The 18,152-nt window shown below is 58.6% G+C and carries 16 protein-coding genes; 5 read left to right on the top strand and 11 right to left on the bottom strand.

Going from position 1 to position 18,152, the window contains the following annotated elements; all coding sequences use genetic code 11:
- The first annotated feature begins 315 nt into the window (after positions 1-315).
- Positions 316-1,314 (top strand): AraC family transcriptional regulator, encoded by a 999-nt coding sequence (locus ACGJAX_RS29790; protein ID WP_090324531.1) that lies wholly within the window; start codon positions 316-318, stop codon positions 1,312-1,314.
- 43 nt (positions 1,315-1,357) lie between these two features.
- On the opposite strand, the gene ACGJAX_RS29795 is transcribed toward ACGJAX_RS29790, so the two are convergent.
- The 3 genes from ACGJAX_RS29795 to ACGJAX_RS29805 all read right to left on the bottom strand — a co-directional run bounded on the left by ACGJAX_RS29795 (position 1,358) and on the right by ACGJAX_RS29805 (position 4,102).
- On the bottom strand, positions 1,358-2,704 hold the full coding sequence (locus ACGJAX_RS29795) for an ATP-binding protein (RefSeq protein WP_390957075.1): 1,347 nt from the start codon (positions 2,702-2,704) through the stop codon (positions 1,358-1,360).
- Entirely contained in the window at positions 2,701-3,378 is a 678-nt protein-coding gene (locus tag ACGJAX_RS29800; protein ID WP_247257888.1) for a response regulator, read from the bottom strand. The genes ACGJAX_RS29795 and ACGJAX_RS29800 overlap by 4 nt, the downstream gene beginning before the upstream one ends.
- A 121-nt stretch (positions 3,379-3,499) precedes the next feature.
- The gene (locus ACGJAX_RS29805) at positions 3,500-4,102 is read right to left on the bottom strand and encodes a hypothetical protein (protein ID WP_390957076.1); all 603 of its coding nucleotides are present in this window, start codon (positions 4,100-4,102) and stop codon (positions 3,500-3,502) included.
- 145 nt (positions 4,103-4,247) lie between these two features.
- Here ACGJAX_RS29805 and ACGJAX_RS29810 point away from each other — a divergent pair, with 145 nt between their 5' ends.
- Together ACGJAX_RS29810 and ACGJAX_RS29815 are read left to right on the top strand one after the other, a co-directional pair.
- Complete coding sequence (locus tag ACGJAX_RS29810; protein ID WP_390957077.1) at positions 4,248-5,039, top strand: dienelactone hydrolase family protein; 792 nt, start codon at positions 4,248-4,250, stop codon at positions 5,037-5,039.
- 109 nt (positions 5,040-5,148) lie between these two features.
- Positions 5,149-5,874, top strand: a complete 726-nt coding sequence (locus ACGJAX_RS29815; protein ID WP_390957078.1) for a 4'-phosphopantetheinyl transferase superfamily protein — start codon at positions 5,149-5,151, stop codon at positions 5,872-5,874.
- Between the two features lie 100 nt (positions 5,875-5,974).
- On the opposite strand, the gene ACGJAX_RS29820 is transcribed toward ACGJAX_RS29815, so the two are convergent.
- The gene (locus ACGJAX_RS29820) at positions 5,975-7,585 is read right to left on the bottom strand and encodes an ATP-binding protein (RefSeq protein ID WP_247257885.1); all 1,611 of its coding nucleotides are present in this window, start codon (positions 7,583-7,585) and stop codon (positions 5,975-5,977) included.
- The gene (locus tag ACGJAX_RS29825; RefSeq protein WP_090324542.1) at positions 7,582-8,304 is read right to left on the bottom strand and encodes a response regulator; all 723 of its coding nucleotides are present in this window, start codon (positions 8,302-8,304) and stop codon (positions 7,582-7,584) included. The genes ACGJAX_RS29820 and ACGJAX_RS29825 overlap by 4 nt, the downstream gene beginning before the upstream one ends.
- Positions 8,305-9,037: 733 nt before the next feature.
- Between ACGJAX_RS29825 and ACGJAX_RS29830 the strand changes: the two genes are divergently transcribed.
- Positions 9,038-11,932, top strand: coding sequence for a ribonucleoside-diphosphate reductase subunit alpha (locus tag ACGJAX_RS29830; protein ID WP_390957079.1), 2,895 nt, complete (start codon positions 9,038-9,040; stop codon positions 11,930-11,932).
- Positions 11,933-12,183: 251 nt separating this feature from the next.
- Here ACGJAX_RS29830 and flgE read toward each other — a convergent pair whose 3' ends face one another.
- From flgE to ACGJAX_RS29860, 6 genes are all read right to left on the bottom strand, one after another.
- Positions 12,184-13,500, bottom strand: coding sequence for a flagellar hook protein FlgE (flgE, locus tag ACGJAX_RS29835; RefSeq protein ID WP_390957080.1), 1,317 nt, complete (start codon positions 13,498-13,500; stop codon positions 12,184-12,186).
- A 31-nt stretch (positions 13,501-13,531) separates the two neighbouring features.
- On the bottom strand, positions 13,532-14,254 hold the full coding sequence (flgD, locus tag ACGJAX_RS29840; protein ID WP_390957081.1) for a flagellar hook assembly protein FlgD: 723 nt from the start codon (positions 14,252-14,254) through the stop codon (positions 13,532-13,534).
- Positions 14,255-14,269: 15 nt separating this feature from the next.
- Complete coding sequence (gene flgC / locus ACGJAX_RS29845) at positions 14,270-14,713, bottom strand: flagellar basal body rod protein FlgC (protein WP_034146132.1); 444 nt, start codon at positions 14,711-14,713, stop codon at positions 14,270-14,272.
- A 3-nt stretch (positions 14,714-14,716) separates the two neighbouring features.
- The gene (gene flgB, locus ACGJAX_RS29850) at positions 14,717-15,124 is read right to left on the bottom strand and encodes a flagellar basal body rod protein FlgB (protein ID WP_247257882.1); all 408 of its coding nucleotides are present in this window, start codon (positions 15,122-15,124) and stop codon (positions 14,717-14,719) included.
- A 269-nt stretch (positions 15,125-15,393) separates the two neighbouring features.
- A complete protein-coding gene (gene cheR / locus ACGJAX_RS29855) occupies positions 15,394-16,221 on the bottom strand; it encodes a protein-glutamate O-methyltransferase CheR (protein ID WP_247257881.1) in 828 nt (275 codons plus the stop codon).
- Between the two features lie 46 nt (positions 16,222-16,267).
- The gene (locus ACGJAX_RS29860) at positions 16,268-17,200 is read right to left on the bottom strand and encodes a chemotaxis protein CheV (RefSeq protein ID WP_090324552.1); all 933 of its coding nucleotides are present in this window, start codon (positions 17,198-17,200) and stop codon (positions 16,268-16,270) included.
- A gap of 83 nt (positions 17,201-17,283) precedes the next feature.
- Here ACGJAX_RS29860 and flgA point away from each other — a divergent pair, with 83 nt between their 5' ends.
- On the top strand, positions 17,284-18,045 hold the full coding sequence (gene flgA, locus ACGJAX_RS29865; protein ID WP_090324553.1) for a flagellar basal body P-ring formation chaperone FlgA: 762 nt from the start codon (positions 17,284-17,286) through the stop codon (positions 18,043-18,045).
- The last annotated feature ends 107 nt before the right edge of the window (positions 18,046-18,152 follow it).

The raw sequence follows: 18,152 nt of genomic DNA on the forward strand, positions 1-18,152 counted from the left end.
CGGTGACAACATCCATCTGTTGTCCACGACACCTGAATTGCGAACCCTCCTGCACTGGAGGGATTTGTTTTTCGAGCTGCGCGACGGCAAGCATCTACTTGTTGTATCGCAAGGCCCGTGCCACGTTCCGCGAAAACCCTGCAAGCCTTTTGACATCAAGGTTTGCAGGGATTCCCTTGCCACCCGTCCGTTACAAAGCAGTGGCGGATTTCCGCCCATCCGACGGATCGCGTCCTGCAAATTGGCGGATATCCGCCCTGTTCATCAGCAATTCCCGCAGCTACCATCCGTCGCTCAATGGATGGGCTGTCTTCTATGCGCGAACGTACCATCGCCAGTCATTTCGCCCGTGCCGCTCTTGGTGGTGCGCAGCGATGCGGCTACGACTATTCGGGTCTGCTGCAGCAGTTGGGGATCAGCCCCGAATTGCTCGACGAGCCGCGGGCGCGCATCGCTCCTGAACAGTTCGCCCAACTGATCCAGGCACTGTGGCAGGCACTGGACGATGAGTACCTGGGTTTCGGGCAAGGCCCGAGCAAGCCGGGCAGCTTCGCGATGATGTGTCATGCCGTGATCCATTGCCGTAATCTGGAAAAGGCACTTAATCGCGGCTTATTGTTTTATAGCCTATTCCCCGATGCCCCGCGCCTGACCCTGACGCGCGAAGATGAAATGATCCGCCTGAGCCTGGAAGATGCGCATCTGTGGGATCCAGACCATTTCCTCACCGAGAGCCTGCTGGTGATCTGGCATCGATTCGGCAGTTGGCTGATCGGCCAGCGCATACGCCTGGAGCAGGCCACGTTCAGCTATCCGCGACCGGAGCACGGGGCCGAATATGATTTGCTTTTTTCCTGCCCGCTAGAATTTTCAACCGCCCACAGCAGCCTGCTGTTTCACAGTCGCTACCTGAACATGCCGCTGCTACAGGACGAGCGGACGCTCAAGCATTTCCTTGAGCGCTCCCCTGCCGATCTGCTGTCGCGCCCCGACGATGGCGACAGTTTGAGCAGTCAGCTGCGCAGGCTGCTCAGTCGCGACAGTTCGCGCTGGCCGGATCTGGAAGCCGTGGCCGCGCACCTGCACATCAGCCCGCAGACATTGCGCCGCCATCTGCGCGAAGAAGGCAGCAGTTTTCAGGAGTTGAAGGATCAGTTGCGTCGCGACATCGCGATTTATCACTTGAGTCGCGCCGACCTGTCGTTGCAACAGATTGCCGAACAGCTGGGGTTTTCCGAGCCCTCGGCGTTTCATCGTGCGTTCAAGAAATGGACGGGGCTGACGCCGGGGGCGTACCGCGCTCAGGGAAATTAAACGAGCCTGCAGAAGCCTGGGCTCGCGAAGCTTGAAACGAGGATCAAACCGCCGGAAAGTGAATCCGGAATGCCGCGCCCCCCATCGGTGAGTCGTCCAGGGTCAGTTTGGCGCTGTAACTTTCAATGATGTCCTTGACCACTGCCAGGCCAATGCCCTGTCCCGGATGTTGCCGGTCAAGGCGCTCACCGCGTTGCAGGATTCGAGCGCGCTGGTCGGGCGGGACGCCGGGGCCGTCGTCTTCGACGCACAACTCGATACCACTCAAGGTCTGACGCACGCTGATTCGCACTTCGCCAAGGCACAGGCGATAGGCATTCTCCAGCAGGTTACCCATCATCTCCAGCAAGGCGCCCTGCTCTATTGGCATGTAACACTGCGGCGGCAAGTCCATGGCGACTCGCACGCGCTTGTCACGATAAACCTTGTCCAGAGTGTCACACAGACTTTGCAGCACAGGCTGCAGGGACACCTGATGCCGTACTAGACCGCTTTTACGCAGGCTGGCGCGCTGCAATTGATAGCTGATCTGCTGACTCATGCGTTCGATCTGGGTTTGCAGGACCCAGGCTTGCTCGCGATTTTCGGCGCGTTGTGCCATGTCTTCGCTGACGCCTTGCAGCACCGCCAATGGGGTTTTCAGGCTATGCGCCAGATCGTCGAGGGAATCACGATAACGACTACGCTGTTCGCGCTCGCTGTGTAGCAAGCGGTTCAGAGAACCGGTCAAGCGCAACAGTTCGCGAGGATGTTGTTCGCTGAGGCTTTCGCGGGTGCCGCCTTCGATTTCGTCAAGCTCCTTACTTAGGCGGCCCAATGCCTGCAAGCCCCACGTCAGACCAATCCACAGCAAGGCCAGCAGCACCAGCAACGCCGCGCCGAACCCCAGATAGAGGTTTTCCCGCAGGCCTTCAAGGGTGTGTTCGTATTCGCGCACCGGTTGCAGCGTGACAATACTGAACGCCGCGTTTTTACCGCCGAGCAGCTTGACCTCGACGTCATAGACGAAGAACTCCTGGCCATTGGCTTCACGGATTCTTGCGAACTCATTACCGTGCCCGTCATAGCGCGGTTTGTAATTGATGTTTTCTTCCTGAGTGCCCTTAGACCGCCAGACCAGATTACCTTCACGGTCATAGATATAACCGAGCAAACGGCCATCGGTGAGGTTGAAGCGCTCGTCGGGCAATTGTGCCGGCATCTGCAAGCGGTTGTTCTCCACTCGCGCAGCGGAAATCAGCGTCGTAACGTCCGACGCCAGTCGTTGCTCGATAGAATCCTGCAGTGCCAGGCTGAACGCACCCTGCATCGCCGGCAGCAACGCGAGCATGAACAACACCGCCAGAATGGTGGCGGCGAGCATCAAGCGGACGCGCAGGGAACGAATCAACTGCAGCGCTCATTGAACAGGTAGCCGAGGCCCCGCACGGTATCGATCGGCTTGAAGCCCGCACGACCTTCGAGTTTTCGTCGCAGGCGGCCAACCAGCACTTCGATCACATTTGGATCACGCTCATCGTCGTCCGGATACAGCTGCTCCATCAGACGATCCTTGGCCACGACTTGCTGGTGATGAAGCATCAGGTATTCAAGAATACGGTACTCGTACGCTGTCAGCGCCAGCGGCTGCTCATCAAGGCTTGCCTGTTTTCGATTGAGGTCGAGCAGCAATGGGCCCGCGACAATGGTCGACTGGGTGAAACCACTGGACCGACGCAGCAACGCATTGAGCCGGGCATCGAGCTCTTCAAACTGGAACGGCTTGACCACATAGTCGTCGGCACCAGCGGCGAGGCCTTCGACCTTGTCCTGCCAGTTGCCACGCGCCGTGAGGATGAGGATCGGAAAGGTCTTGCCGCGCGAGCGCAGTTGACGAATCAGCTCGAGCCCGCTTATGCCCGGCAGGCCGAGGTCGATCACCGCCAGGTCATGATTGAACTGTTCGGTCTGGTACAAAGCCTCTTCGGCATTGGCCACAGACTCGACGACATGGCCACTGTCCGTCAACCGGGTTTGCAGGTGATGACGCAACAGGGCCTCATCTTCAACGACCAGCAGTTTCATAACGCGCTCCAAGGCAAATCAATTTCTCCAGAGGTACGAACAGCGCACCTCGATAGTTTACGGGCCGGCCCCGGTTCAACCTCCTGGTTGATCCGGGGCCGGCCTGTCGCGAACGCTTTTTTCAGAACGCGTAGTTGGCGGAAACGTATGTCTGGGCGCTGCTGGTCAGGCTTAGCGAACCCTGTTTGCTACCACCGCGCTCGCTCATCTCGGTGCTGGCATTGCTGCGCAGATAACGGTACCCCAGTTCAACGGACGTATTTCGCGAAATCTGCTGTAAAACTCCCGCCTGTCCACCCAGCGCATAACCGATGTTTCGATCGCGACTGAAGCCTGGCGATTCCTGGGTCATCCTGGTCAGTCCGGCGGAGGCGCCGCCGAACAGCCTGGTATCGCCACCCACCGGGTAGAACAGATCGTAGCTGCCCAGGAGATTTTCCTGACGAAGTTTAATGCCATTGTGCGAGCCCGACACGTTGTCGTAAGTGGCGTAATAGCGGCCCTGGCTGTTTTGCTGCCCCAGGCGCACTCCCCAGGTGTTGTCCTTGCCAATCACGCCATCGGCGTTTGGATGGTTAAGGTTGTCGTTCAGGGCGTGGGACTTTTTGATCTTGTCACTGGTCTGCCCAAAGGTAAGGCTGCCGAAAGTATCGTCGGATGCAAACGCTGCCGAGCTTGCGCTCAAAACGGTGAATGCCAGAAGCAAGTTTTTGAATCCATTCATGGTAGAACTCCTTGTGAGCTACTTGTTTGTTGGCTACGGGGCAAGACTACTCACGCAGCCCTGAACTCACCCTGAACGCGGGCTTAACCTAAGCTGAACCAACTCGCCCCGAGTATTACAATGAGCTTCAACAGGAGATTCGACCATGCGTATATTCCTTGCTCTCGCCTTGCTGACCCTGAGCGGGCTTAGCCAGGCCGCCATCAAGACTCAGGAAATTCCTTATCAGAGTGCCGACGGCACGAAACTGATCGGCTATTACGCTTACGACGATGCAATCAAGGGGCCGCGCCCTGGTGTCGTGGTAGTGCATGAGTTCTGGGGGCTGAACGACTACGCCAAACGCCGGGCCCGGGATCTGGCCGGCCTGGGCTACAGTGCCCTGGCCATTGATATGTATGGCGATGGAAAGAACACCGAACACCCCAACGACGCGATGGCATTCATGCAAGCGGTATTGAAGGACAGTGCAGCGGCCAGTGCGCGGTTCCAGGCGGGGCTCGATCTGCTGAAGAAACAGCCGCAAACCAACCCTGATAAAATGGCCGCCATCGGCTACTGCTTCGGCGGCGGCGTGGTGCTTAATGCCGCGCGTCAGGGTGTGCCATTGGCGGGTGTCGTCAGTTTTCACGGTGCACTGGCGACCAACACGCCTGCTACGCCGGGCAGTGTGAAAGCAAAAATTCTCGTCGAACACGGCGCCAAGGACAGCATGATCACCTCCGAAAATGTCACTGCGTTCAAATCCGAAATGGACAAGGCCGGGGCTGACTACACGTTCGTCAGCCTAGACGGTGCCAAGCACGGTTTCAGTAACCCTGATGCCGATCGCTTGAGCCACGGCGATCATGGCGGGCCGGACATCGGTTACAACAAGGCGGCGGATGAAAAGTCTTGGGCGGACATGCAGGCGTTTTTCAAAAAGATATTTAGCTGACACACCCAACGTCGGGAGCCGAACATGCCTGTGGCGAGGAAGCTTGCTCCCTCGCCACAAAGCCCTTAACTACTACCCAGCGTCAATCCAACCCGGCAAAATGCCCGACATGAACTCCGTCCCCGCCCTGCCCGCTTTCTGCTCCCCACTCGATGCTCATTGGCCGCTGCCGTATGTGCTGCCCGACACCGTGCTGCTGAGCACGCACTTCAATACCTCACAACTGCTCAGCGATGATTTCCAGCGCAGCGCCATTGAAGCGCCGGCGACCATCCAGCGCTCGGTTGCCAAGCGCCAGGCCGAGTTTCTCGCCGGTCGTGTCTGTGCCCGTGCCGCGCTGCAGCAACTGGAAGGTCTGAACCTCAGCCCGGCCATCGGTGAAGACCGGGCCCCAGTCTGGCCGGCACACATTTGCGGTTCGATCACCCACAGCACGGGCCGCGCCGCCGCTATCGTCGCGAAGAAAAGCCATTGGCGCGGCCTGGGGATGGACCTGGAAAACCTGCTCAACGCCGAACGGGCCGAGCGTCTGGCCGCAGAGATCCTCACCCCGCCGGAACTGCAGCGCATGGCGGCCGGCCGTCACGATCAACTGGCGTTATGGGTGACCCTGACGTTTTCGGTGAAAGAGAGCCTGTTCAAGGCCCTCTATCCGATCGTTCAGCAGCGCTTCTACTTTGAACACGCCGAAGTACTGGAGTGGACCGAGCGTGGAGACGTGCGGCTGCGATTACTGACGAACCTGTCCGCCGAGTGGCGCAATGGCACCGAGCTTGATGCGCAGTTCGGGGTCAGGGACGGGCAGTTGTTGAGTCTGGTGAGTATCCGGGCCTGAGGGCACCATCGTCGGCAAGCTGGCGCCCGCAGGTTAGCGGCGCATTCACTTCTGTTTTGGACGACTTGCCGGCGATGGCGGCCCGTATCCAGCGCACATCTCATCGCTTCTCCTGATTGCGCGGCCAACTCAAACTGAAACACGCGCCCCCCAGGCTCTTGCTTTTGCCGATCAACGCCCGGCCATCGTGCCAATGAATAATGCGCCGCACGATGGACAGCCCCAAGCCATGTCCACCCGATGCGCGGGTACGGCTGTCATCCAGACGCAGGAACGGGGTAAAGATTTTCTCCCAGGCGATTTCCGGCACGCCCGGTCCGTCATCCTCGACATCGACACGACAGCGTTGCTGGCCAACCTGATAACTGATGGTCACCCGTGATTGCGCATGACGCATGGCATTGCTGACCAGATTCTGCAGTGCCCGATGCAGGTAGCGCGGCTCGGCCTCGACCCAGGCGTCGTCGCAATCGGCCGCCGACAGGCACAACCCGCGCTGCACCGTGACATCGGCACGCAACGGCGCCAGCTCCTCGATGACCTGATTGACCAGCGCATCCAGGTCGATGCGCTGGAAGTTCAGCGCCGGCGAGCCCTGCTCCAGCCGTGCGTAAGTGAGCATTTCGTCAACCAGTCGGTCGAGATCCTCGATGTCGTGATCCATGCCTTCACAGTATTTTTCCAGCGCTTGCGGCGTGGTGGCCGAACCGATCATCTCCAGGCCGAAACGCAGGCGCGCCACCGGTGTCCGCAGTTCGTGGGAAACGGCGCGCACCAGCTCACGCTGTATCGCCAGTAATTGTTGCAAGTGCTCGGCCATACCATTGAACGCCGACGCCAGACGCCCTACCGAGTCAGCACCGCGCGCCGGCACGCGGGTTTCCAGACTGCCCTTGGCGATGCGCGTGGCTGCTGCTTCAAGACCGCGCAAGCGGCGCTCCAGTTGGCGAACCAGCAGGTAAACGATCAAACCGATCAGGGTCAGGCCCAGCGCGGCAATCAGCACCAGCCACTCCGGCGGATAAGGATTCATCTGATACAAAGGGCCGATTTCCAGTACCCACGGCGTGCCAACCATCCCCGCAAACACACGGATCGAATCGCCTTCCTTGCCCAGCGCCATCACCGTGTCGCCTTCGGAAATGCGACGACTCTGGTCCTCGTCCATGTCCGCCTCATCGACCGTGACCAGACGCAAATCGAAACCGAAGCCCTTGTCCTGCTTCAGTTGCGCCAAGCGCTCGGGTTGCTCGGCCACCGGTACGCGCACCAACTCGTCGGTCAACAGGTAAATCGTCGCCCGGGCCAGTTGCTCGCTGATTTGCTGGACTTCCCCCGTGAGCACCAGTTGTTCCTTGTCGCTGACCAGTCGGTACACCTTGGCCGCATGCGGGCCGGTCTGCTCCACCAGCGCCTGACCATGCAGCACACGGGTGCGTTGGGTCAGGTCAAGGTCGGTCTGACTGAAGGTTTTCAGCGCCAGCGGAATTCCCAGCAACCGCTCCCACACCAGCAAGGCACGATGGCGTTCGGTCTCGTTCATCGGTTGCAGGTTGTCGGCCATCAGCGAAAACGTGCCATGGGCCAGGCGCTCGCGGTACTGCTCGCTGCGTACCTGGTTGAGCATGTGCAACGCCAGCACCCCGAGCACCGCCACCAGGATCAGCGCGGCGCACATGCCGCCGTAGATACGCAGGAAGATCGAGTTCACAGGGACGAGTCTACGCAGGCCTCTGGGACGAACAGATAGCCTTTGCTGCGTACTGTCTTGATCAGCCGCGGGTGATCCGGGTCATCGCCGATTTTCGGGCGAATGCGCGAAATGCGTACGTCGATGGAGCGGTCCTGGCCGTCATAGCCGATGCCACGCAAGGCGGTGAAGATCTCTTCCCGGGATAGAATGCGCCCGGCGTTGGCCACCAACAGCCAGAGCAGGTCAAATTCGGCGCTGGTCAATTCGATGCCCGTATCGTTGAGCCAGGCTTCGCGCAATGCGTTATCCACGACCAGTGGGCCAAATTGCAGGCGACGTTGTTTTTCCGGCGCGGCTTCCGGCGCCTCGCTGCGCCGCAATAACGCCTGGATGCGTGCCAGCAGCAAACGCGGACGCACCGGTTTGCACACATAGTCATCGGCGCCCAGGTCGAGGCCGAGAATCTGGTCAGTGTCGTCGGTACGGGCGGTGAGCATGAGGATCGGGCCGTCATAACGGTCGCGGACCTTGCGGCAAATGCTCAGGCCATCTTCACCGGGCAGCATCAGGTCAAGGATCACCAGGTCCGGTTTTTCCTTGATGATTCGGGCTGCGGCCAGGGCGCCATCGCCCTCGATGGACACGCGCAGGCCATTGGCTTCCAGGTAATCGCGGGTCAGTTCGGCCAGACGCTGGTCGTCCTCGACAATCAATACCTGCCAGGCTTCTTGCTCCACGGGGGACCTCTATTTGCCAAGAACTCTAATAAGGAAGGGTCCTCCCGTCTTTTTGTAATGATTGGGGAGGATAAATTGTCTACATGCTGGCCGATTGTATAAACGTCGCTCGCGCAGAACACAAGCCGGCAAATGCGTTCGGACAAGTCGGTTTTTTGTGATAGGGTTCGCGCCCTTAAAAATCCACCCGGCCGTTTTCGATCACTGAAAATTGATGAAAAAAGGTTCGGTCCAGCAGCATTGCGGCCTACACGCCGATTCGCTCTTTCACACACAATTTACGCACAGGTTTATCCACAGGTAGTACGTTGCAATCCCCCCCTAAAACGCATTATCTTGTACCCCGGCGCCAAAAAAACCCTAGATGTAGGGTTTTGCGCAAAAAACCAAACACAAACCGGACACCAATTTCAAGCGCTTTTCTTGCCACCGTCCGGTTGAACCAAACGTAATTTCGAAAGCCCAAACCGCGCGTGCGGATGGTTACTGTATTTCGGCCCATAAGGGTGAAAACGGTACGGGTGTTGCAGTCCCCAACTGTCACCTCAAAGGACCCCGGCCTCTCGCCCAAGGCGTGCGGCCAAAGACTTCGGCATGGAAGCGGCGCCCAAATAGCACCCTTCCTACTGTCCCGAAGTTGTTATGCCCGGCATTCGCCGGTTGTAGTGCTTCAGGACGGAACGGTGGGCACCGTGATGGTGCCCAAACAAACATAGAGAACGTGGAGACACCCATGCAAACCGACACAACTCGCGAGAACCCGAAGGGCACCTTGCCGCAGGCCGCTGATTCGAATTCGGATCTGTCCGCCACCGCGCCGGGCCAGCTTCGCGTGATCAAGCGTAACGGCACTGTCGTTCCTTACACCGATGACAAAATCACCGTCGCCATCACCAAAGCGTTTCTCGCAGTTGAGGGCGGCACCGCTGCCGCTTCGTCGCGAATCCACGACACCGTTGCCCGCCTGACCGAACAGGTCACCGCAACCTTCAAGCGTCGCATGCCATCGGGCGGCACCATCCACATCGAAGAAATCCAGGACCAGGTCGAACTGGCCCTGATGCGCGCCGGCGAGCAGAAGGTCGCTCGCGACTACGTGATCTATCGTGATGCCCGCTCCAAGGAACGCGCCGTACGTGCCCCGGCCGAAGAAGCGGTCAACGCTCACCCTTCGATCCGCATCACACGTGCCGACGGCAGCCTGGCGCCGCTCGACATGGGCCGCCTGAACACCATCGTCACCGAAGCGTGCGAAGGCCTGGAAGAAGTCGACGGCGACCTGATCCAGCGCGAAACCCTGAAAAACCTGTACGACGGCGTGGCCCTGACCGACGTCAACACCGCCCTGGTGATGACTGCCCGTACGCTGGTCGAACGTGAGCCGAACTACTCGTTCGTCACTGCCCGCCTGCTGATGGACACCCTGCGTGCCGAAGGCCTGGGCTTCCTCGGCGTCGCCGAAAGCGCCACTCACCACGAAATGGTCGACCTGTACGCCAAGGCCCTGCCTGCCTACATCGCCAAGGGTATCGAATTCGAATTGCTGAACCCGGTTCTGGCCGACTTCGACCTGGAAAAACTGGGCAAGGCAATCAACCACGAGCGCGACCAGCAGTTCACCTACCTGGGCCTGCAAACCCTGTACGACCGTTACTTCATCCACAAGGATGGCGTGCGCTTTGAACTGCCGCAGATTTTCTTTATGCGTGTGGCCATGGGCCTGGCGATCGAAGAGAAGCAAAAGGAAGACCGCGCGATCGAGTTCTACAACCTGTTGTCGTCCTTCGACTACATGTCCTCGACTCCAACGCTGTTCAACGCCGGCACCCTGCGTCCGCAGCTGTCGAGCTGCTACCTGACCACCGTGCCGGATGACCTGTCGGGCATCTACCACGCGATCCACGACAACGCCATGCTGTCGAAATTCGCCGGCGGCCTGGGCAACGACTGGACACCTGTTCGTGCATTGGGCTCTTACATCAAGGGCACCAACGGCAAATCCCAGGGCGTTGTACCGTTCCTGAAAGTCGTGAACGACACCGCCGTCGCCGTTAACCAGGGTGGCAAGCGCAAAGGCGCTGTCTGTGCGTACCTGGAAACCTGGCACATGGACATCGAGGAGTTCATCGAGCTGCGCAAGAACACCGGTGACGATCGTCGTCGTACCCACGACATGAACACCGCCAACTGGATTCCTGACCTGTTCATGAAGCGTGTCTTCGATGACGGTAAATGGACCCTGTTCTCGCCGTCTGAAGTTCCGGATCTGCACGACCTGACCGGCAAGGCCTTCGAAGAGCGCTACGAGTACTACGAAGCCCTGACCGAATACCCTGGCAAGGTCAAACTGTTCAAGACCATCCAGGCCAAAGACCTGTGGCGCAAAATGCTGTCCATGCTGTTTGAAACCGGCCACCCATGGCTGACCTTCAAAGACCCGTGCAACCTGCGCAGCCCGCAGCAGCACGTCGGCGTAGTCCACAGCTCGAACCTGTGCACCGAAATCACCTTGAACACCAACAAGGACGAAATCGCCGTTTGCAACCTGGGCTCGATCAACCTGCCGAACCACATCGTCAACGGCAAGCTGGACACCGCCAAGCTGCAACGCACTGTGAACACTGCCGTACGCATGCTCGATAACGTGATCGACATCAACTACTACTCGGTGCCACAAGCGAAGAACTCCAACTTCAAGCACCGTCCGGTCGGCCTGGGCATCATGGGCTTCCAGGACGCGCTGTACCTGCAGCACATCCCTTACGGTTCCGACGCTGCCGTCGAGTTCGCCGACAAGTCGATGGAAGCGGTCAGCTACTACGCGATCCAGGCTTCCTGCGACCTGGCCGACGAGCGCGGCGCCTACGAGACCTTCCAGGGTTCGCTGTGGTCCAAGGGCATCCTGCCGCTGGATTCGCAACAGATCCTGATCGAGCAACGCGGCCAGAAGTACATCGACGTCGACCTGAACGAAACCCTGGACTGGGCCCCAGTGCGCGCCCGCGTTCAAAAAGGTATTCGTAACTCCAACATCATGGCCATCGCACCGACCGCAACCATCGCCAACATCACTGGCGTATCGCAGTCGATCGAACCGACCTACCAGAACCTCTATGTGAAATCGAACCTGTCGGGCGAATTCACCGTGATCAACCCGTACCTGGTTCGCGACCTGAAGGCTCGCGGTCTGTGGGACTCGGTCATGATCAACGACCTGAAGTACTACGACGGTTCCGTGCAGCAAATCGAACGCATCCCGCAAGAACTCAAAGAGCTCTACGCGACGGCCTTCGAAGTGGACACCAAGTGGATCGTTGACGCGGCAAGCCGTCGTCAGAAGTGGATCGACCAGGCACAGTCCCTGAACCTGTATATCGCCGGCGCTTCAGGCAAGAAGCTGGATGTGACCTACCGCATGGCCTGGTACCGTGGTCTGAAAACCACTTACTACCTCCGCGCCCTGGCCGCGACCAGCACCGAAAAGTCGACCATCAACACCGGCAAGCTGAACGCTGTTTCCAGTGGCGGCAACCACGGCGACGACTCGGTCCTGGCTGCGCCAGCAGGTCCAGCGCCCGTGCCGAAGGCCTGCGCCATTGACGAGCCGGATTGCGAAGCTTGCCAATAAGCTGAACCTGCAAGCGTCGTAAGGTGCTTGTCTGAAACCCCCGGTGGGCCTCTGGCCGATCGGGGGTTTTCTTTTGCTTCTCGCAGGAGCGAACTTGCTCGTGATGTACGCGAAAGCAACACGGTTAATCAGCAGGAACGCGTGATCGTTAACGTCCATCGCGAGCACGCTCGCTCCTACAGGGTCGACCAATTCAGCTTCCACAAAAAAGCCCCTCTGACGAGGGGCTTTTTATGCAGCGCTATCCAGTATCAGGTCATCTGAATGATGGTCTGCATGATGGTGCTTTGGGTGGAGATAGTCTTGGCGTTCGCCTGGTAGTTGCTCTGCGCCTTGATCAGGTCAACCAGCTCGTTGGTCAGATTGACGTTGGACTCTTCCAGAGAGTTGGAAACCAGCGAGCCCAGAGTACCGGTCTGCGGTGCATCGTAGCCTGGAATACCCGACGCGTAGGTCTCTTTCCAACTGGTACCGCCAACGGGCTGCAGGCCTTGTTCGTTGGTGAAGCTGGCCAGCGAAATCTGGCCGATGGGCTTTGTTTGGTTGTTACTGAAGTTGGCCAGCAACACACCACTGCCGTCGATGGTCAGGTTGGTGATCTGGCCGGTGGCGTAACCGTTCTGCGACGGAATCGAACGTGCGGTGTCAGCGTTGAACTGAGTGGTGTTGGCCATGGCGATGGTCACACCTGCCGGATCGGCAGAAGCCCCATTGGCTGCCCACACGCCATTGGTCACGGTACCCGGCGTCCAGTTGCTGATCTTCAGGTCACTGCTGATGACCGGACCAGGAGGTGTACTGACCGATACCAGCTTTCCGCTGCTATCGAACGTCATCGTCGATGCTACCGGAGGCGTCGCGGCAGCAGTAGGGTCACTGCCGTCCGGGTTGCGACCATCGATCAGGGTATAGGTATCCCAAGTGTTCGCCCCAGTCTTGACCATGTATTGATCCATGGTGTGCTGGTTGCCCTGAGTATCGTAAATCGGGGTACTGAACGACTTGGTGAACGTCGCGGTCTTGGACGGATCGAAAGCGTTCGCCGCGACTGTCTGGTCGATTACCGGCGACGTCGAGTTCAGGTTGATGGTCGATGAAACGCTGCTGGTGGATTTTGGTGCCAGGTTGGATGTATCGATTCGCAGGTCGGTCAATACACCATTGACGATCTTGCCATTGGAGTCGACGCCGTAACCTTGCAGGCGTGCAGTGCCGTCGCTGTTGGTGACGTAGCCGTCCTTGTCGGTCTTGAACGTACCGGCACGGGTGTACGTCAGCGAACCATTGTTGCTCAGGACGAAAAAGCCGTTGCCCTGGATCCCCATGTCGAGCACGTTACCGGTGTTGTTCACATCACCCTGGCTGAACTGCTGGGAGACGTTGGCCAGACGTACGCCGTTGCCGACGGTCTTGCTACCAGTACCCAGGCGAGTCGCAGAGTACACGTCTTCGAATTCTGCACGGGACGATTTGAAACCGGTGGTCGCGACGTTGGCGATGTTATTGCCCGTTACGTCCAGTTGTTTGTTGGCTGCAAAGAGACCGCTAAGGCCGATGTTGAAAGACATAATCCACTCCTTTGTGCCGGGTTAGTCGGCTTTACATACCAATGGTTTGTACTTTGGACAGGGCGACGCTGCCCAGCCCGGCCAGATTGAGCATCAACTCACCGCCGGTCTGACTGATGGTCACACTGTTGACCGTGGCGGGCAGATTGGTGACAAGCGATACGGACTGACCGTCGATCGTGCTCGCAGCCCCGAAGCTATACGTGCCCGCAGGAACCGTTACACCGGAATCGTCCTTGCCGTCCCAGATGAAGCTGGCATTGCCCGCGCTCTGAGACCCCATGTCGATGGTGCGTACGGTCTTGCCGTCGGCATTGGTAATTTTCAGGCTGACGTCGGCGACCGAAGACGGAACGACGACCGTACCGCTGAGACTCTTGGTGGTGTCGACCACAGCCTTGTCGCTCGGCGCGATGACCGAACGCCCCACCAGCGAGGAAGCCTGCAGGGCTTGCGACGAGTTGTAGTTGCTGGCAAGACCGCTCACGGTGGTGTTGAGCGTGGTGATCCCCTCCAGGCTGCTGAACTGGGCCAACTGGGCCACGAACGCGCCGTTGTCCTGCGGCTCCAGCGGGTTCTGGTTTTTCAGCTGCGTGACCAGCAATTGCAGGAACGCGTCCTTGCCCAAGGCTTGGTTGCCCGTAGCACTGCTGGTTGCTGACGCCAGACCATTCGTCGTGGTGTTGGTCTTGATGGAGGAGTTGGCCAGGATATCGTTGAGGCTCAAACTGCTGGTGGTATCGCTAACACTCATTTGAATCGCCCCTTATCACTGACCGAGGGTCAGGACTTTCTGCATCATGGTTTTGGCCGTGTTCATCATTTCGGCGTTGGTCTGGAACGAGCGGCTCGCGGAAATCATGTCCGCCATCTCTTCCACCACGTTGACGTTCGGGTAATAGACGTAGCCCTTGGCGTCGGCGGCCGGATGGTTCGGCTCGTAGCGCGCCTCGAGGTTGCTCTGGTCTTCGACCACGCCCATGACCTGCACGCCTTGACCGGCAGCGTCCTGGTTCTGGAACAACGAATCGCTGCCGCCGCTCTGGCCGCCCTGGAACATGGTGGCGAATACCGGGTGACGCGCGCGGTAGGTCTGGTCGATGCTCGACGAGACGGTTTCGGCGTTGGCGATGTTCGAAGCGACGGTGTTCAAGCGAGTGGTCTGCGCACTCATGCCGCTACCGGCAATGTTGAAAACACTGGATAGAGACATGGCTTACTCTCCACGCAGGGCTGACACCAGCCCTTTGAATTTACTGTTGAGCAGGGTGAAGCTGGCCTGGAAGCCAATCGCGTTTTCCGCGTAGTTCGACTGTTCCAGCTGGGCGTCCACGGTGTTCTGGTCAATCGACGGTTGCATCGGCGTGCGGTACATCAGCGATTCGTCAGCATTGCCCAGCCCTTGCGCTTCGATATGACGGCTGTTGGTCATGTTCAAGGCGATGGTGCCGTTTTGGTTTTTCTCGCTCTGTGCCGCGAGCACTTTGGAGAAATCCAGATCCCGGGCCTTGTAGTTCGGGGTGTCGGCGTTGGCAATGTTGTTGGCCAGGACTTCAGCGCGCTGGGCGCGAAAGCCCAGTGCCTGTTCGTGAATACCGAGCGCTTTATCGAAGCTGATGCTCATGTCGGGAAACCTTCGGGTGACCTGATTTTTCGTACGATGGACATAGCAAGCGTCATGCCAAGTCAGAAAACCCCGTAAACCGGGGCTTTGCGGGCAGAGGCTAGGCGGCAATGCCAGAAAAGCGGCAACGGGTTTCCGCCGGATGCCGCTTTTCTGCCGCCTGGCATCCAATCCCGAGTACACCACTTGCCAACTCCTGGCGCGGTACTCGCCAGACACAAAAAAACGGGAGCCCCATAAGGACTCCCGTTTTTATGACGCCGACAAAATCACTTCGCCTGATAAATGATCCCAGGGCTGCACTGGACCATCTGGTAATGATCCGGCAATCCGTTCAGCGCTTCTGAAGCACCAAGGAACAGATAACCGCCAGGCTTCAACGTGCTGTGAATACGCAACAGGATGTCCTTCTTCACTTCGGCAGAGAAGTAGATCAGGACGTTGCGGCAGAACACGATATCGAACTTGCCCAGGCTGGCGTAGCTGTCCAGCAGATTGAACGAACGAAACTCCACCCGACTCTTGATCGGTGCCTTGATGACCCAGCGCCCCGGCCCTTTCGGGTCGAAATATCGCTGCAGTCGCTCGGGCGACAGACCGCGACCAATGGCCAGGCTGTCGTACTCGCCGGTCTTGCAGTTGGTCAGCATGGTGCCGGAAAGATCGGTGGCAACGATTTGCACCCCCATCCTCAACTGGCCCATGTTGGCCCGCTCGAACTCATCAATGGACATCGACAGCGAATACGGCTCCTGACCCGACGAGCATGCCGCCGACCAGATGCGCAAACGCTGGCCGGGACTGGCCTTGATCGCTTCGGGCAGTACCTTGTTCTTCAAGACTTCAAAGGGGTAGGTATCACGAAACCACAGGGTTTCGTTGGTGGTCATTGCGTCGACCACCTGCTCGCGCAAACCGCTGCGCGGCTGGGTCTGCATGCGCTGGACAAGCTCACCCAACGACTTGATACCCTGCTGCTCCATCAGTTTGTTGAGACGGCTCGATACCAGATACTGCTTGTTTTCACCGAGCAAAATGCCACAGGCTTTTTCCAGGAATACCCGGAACTGTTCGAAATCCAAATTACCCGTTGACAATGCTGCCGCCTCTTAAATCGTGTTGACTGCCGGGGGCCGAACGCCCCTAGCTAATGTCTGCTGCTTTGATCCGGTCGACTACCCGGGATGCCAGGTCATCAGGACGGAATTTGGCGAGGAAGTCATCGGCACCGACTTTCTTGACCATCGCCTGATTGAACACACCCGACAACGAAGTATGCAGGATGATATGTAGCTTTTGCATGCGAGGGTCGTTGCGGATTTCCGCCGTCAGGGTGTATCCGTCCATCTCCGGCATCTCGATGTCGGAAATCATCATCAGGAACTCTTCCTCCGGCTTCTTGCCCTCGTCGACCAGTTTGCGCAGGTAATCCAGCGCTTGCCGACCGTCGTTCAACGCCACCACTTCGACGCCAACCGTTTGCAAGCAGCGCGTGACCTGTTTGCGTGCCACCGACGAATCATCGACTGTCAACACACGCAGAGAGAGCGCCTTGTGCTGGGTTTCGACATCCACCACACCAACCGAAATCGCTTCCGGTGTCGGCGCCACTTCCGCCAGCACTTTCTCGACGTCGATGATTTCGACCAGTTGATTGTCGACGCGAGTCACGGCCGTCAGGTAGTGATCGCGGCCAGTGCCCTTGGGCGGCGGATGAATCTCCTCCCAGTTCATGTTCACAATGCGTTCCACCGAGCGCACCAGGAACCCCTGGGTCTTGGTGTTGTACTCCGTGATGATCACGAAAGGGTTGTTCTTGTCTTTCAAGCCCCCGGAGCCGGTCGCCATCGCCAGATCAAGGATCGGAATGGTCGCCCCCCGAATATTCGCCACGCCGCACACGACAGGACTGGACTTGGGCATCAGTGTCAGTTGGGGGCATTGCAGCACCTCCCGGACCTTGAACACGTTGATCCCATAGAGCTGCTGGCCGTCAAGACGGAACAACAACAGCTCAAGGCGATTCTGCCCCACCAGTTGCGTGCGCTGGTTTACCGAATCCATTACACCAGCCATGCCCAGACTCCTACACCAACGCTAAGTGTTGTTGCGACGCACATTCATCTCTAAACGGCACGGCGCTTGCTTTTTATCTCTCTATGAACAGAGAACCGACATTTTTTCGACGCCTTACCACACCCTACCGCAGATTACTCGGCGTGCTGGCGACTGTGTGCCTGTTCAACGCTGGCAGCCCTGCCCTTGCTGACCCAGTTACCTTGCCTGACATGCTTATCGGCGTCACCCAAGGCTTTCTTGAGTTCACCGTAGAAGACTATCTGGCCACCAGTCAAACGGAAGGTCGCTATGAAATCCAGGTTAACCAGCTCGATCCGCGCATGCGCATGCCGATGTGCGACAAGGAATTGACAGCCTCGCTGGAGAGTCCGGCCAAGCCACTGGGCCGGGTAACGGTCAAGGTCCGGTGTGAGGGAGCATCCCCCTGGACCGTCTTCGTACCCGCTCAAGTACGCCTGTTTCGTGACGTTGTGACCACCACCCGCCCCCTGCGCCGCGCCGGCATTGTCGAGCCTGGAGACGTGACATTGCGTGAGCGCGATATCAGCCTGATCAACCAGGGATATTTGACCTCGGTGGATCAGGCGATCGGGCAAAAACTTACCCGACCAATGGTCGCCGACCAGGTCATTACCCTGGTGCACATGGAGCAAGCGGAAGTCGTTCGCAAGGGCGATCAGGTGGTGATTACCGCGCGCAGTGGTACGCTCAGCGTGCGAATGCCAGGCGAAGCGCTGGCCAACGGTGGCTTGAATGAACAGATCCGGGTCAAGAACCTCAACTCGCAGCGGGTCATCAAAGCTCAGGTCACCGCGCCGGGGCAGGTGGAAGTAGCCATGTAGGGCTCCCTGTTCATGAAGATGGCGCTTCCTGAGGCTGTTCCCTAAACTGTGCTCCATGCGGGGCAAGCGCCGACGCGCGCAAGCTCCCGGATAAATGGGCCTAAAGT

Source organism: Pseudomonas moorei, assembly GCF_042846945.1.
GTDB lineage: Bacteria > Pseudomonadota > Gammaproteobacteria > Pseudomonadales > Pseudomonadaceae > Aquipseudomonas > Aquipseudomonas moorei.

Bases quoted from the DNA above. Each gene is read 5' to 3' on its own strand.
- ACGJAX_RS29790 (WP_090324531.1), top strand. From the start codon at position 316: ATGCGCGAACGTACCATCGCCAGTCATTTCGCCCGTGCCGCTCTTGGT.
- ACGJAX_RS29800 (WP_247257888.1), bottom strand. From the start codon at position 3,378: ATGAAACTGCTGGTCGTTGAAGATGAGGCCCTGTTGCGTCATCACCTG.
- ACGJAX_RS29805 (WP_390957076.1), bottom strand. From the start codon at position 4,102: ATGAATGGATTCAAAAACTTGCTTCTGGCATTCACCGTTTTGAGCGCA.
- ACGJAX_RS29810 (WP_390957077.1), top strand. From the start codon at position 4,248: ATGCGTATATTCCTTGCTCTCGCCTTGCTGACCCTGAGCGGGCTTAGC.
- ACGJAX_RS29815 (WP_390957078.1), top strand. From the start codon at position 5,149: ATGAACTCCGTCCCCGCCCTGCCCGCTTTCTGCTCCCCACTCGATGCT.
- ACGJAX_RS29830 (WP_390957079.1), top strand. From the start codon at position 9,038: ATGCAAACCGACACAACTCGCGAGAACCCGAAGGGCACCTTGCCGCAG.
- flgE (WP_390957080.1), bottom strand. From the start codon at position 13,500: ATGTCTTTCAACATCGGCCTTAGCGGTCTCTTTGCAGCCAACAAACAA.
- flgD (WP_390957081.1), bottom strand. From the start codon at position 14,254: ATGAGTGTTAGCGATACCACCAGCAGTTTGAGCCTCAACGATATCCTG.
- flgC (WP_034146132.1), bottom strand. From the start codon at position 14,713: ATGTCTCTATCCAGTGTTTTCAACATTGCCGGTAGCGGCATGAGTGCG.
- flgB (WP_247257882.1), bottom strand. From the start codon at position 15,124: ATGAGCATCAGCTTCGATAAAGCGCTCGGTATTCACGAACAGGCACTG.
- ACGJAX_RS29860 (WP_090324552.1), bottom strand. From the start codon at position 17,200: ATGGCTGGTGTAATGGATTCGGTAAACCAGCGCACGCAACTGGTGGGG.
- flgA (WP_090324553.1), top strand. From the start codon at position 17,284: ATGAACAGAGAACCGACATTTTTTCGACGCCTTACCACACCCTACCGC.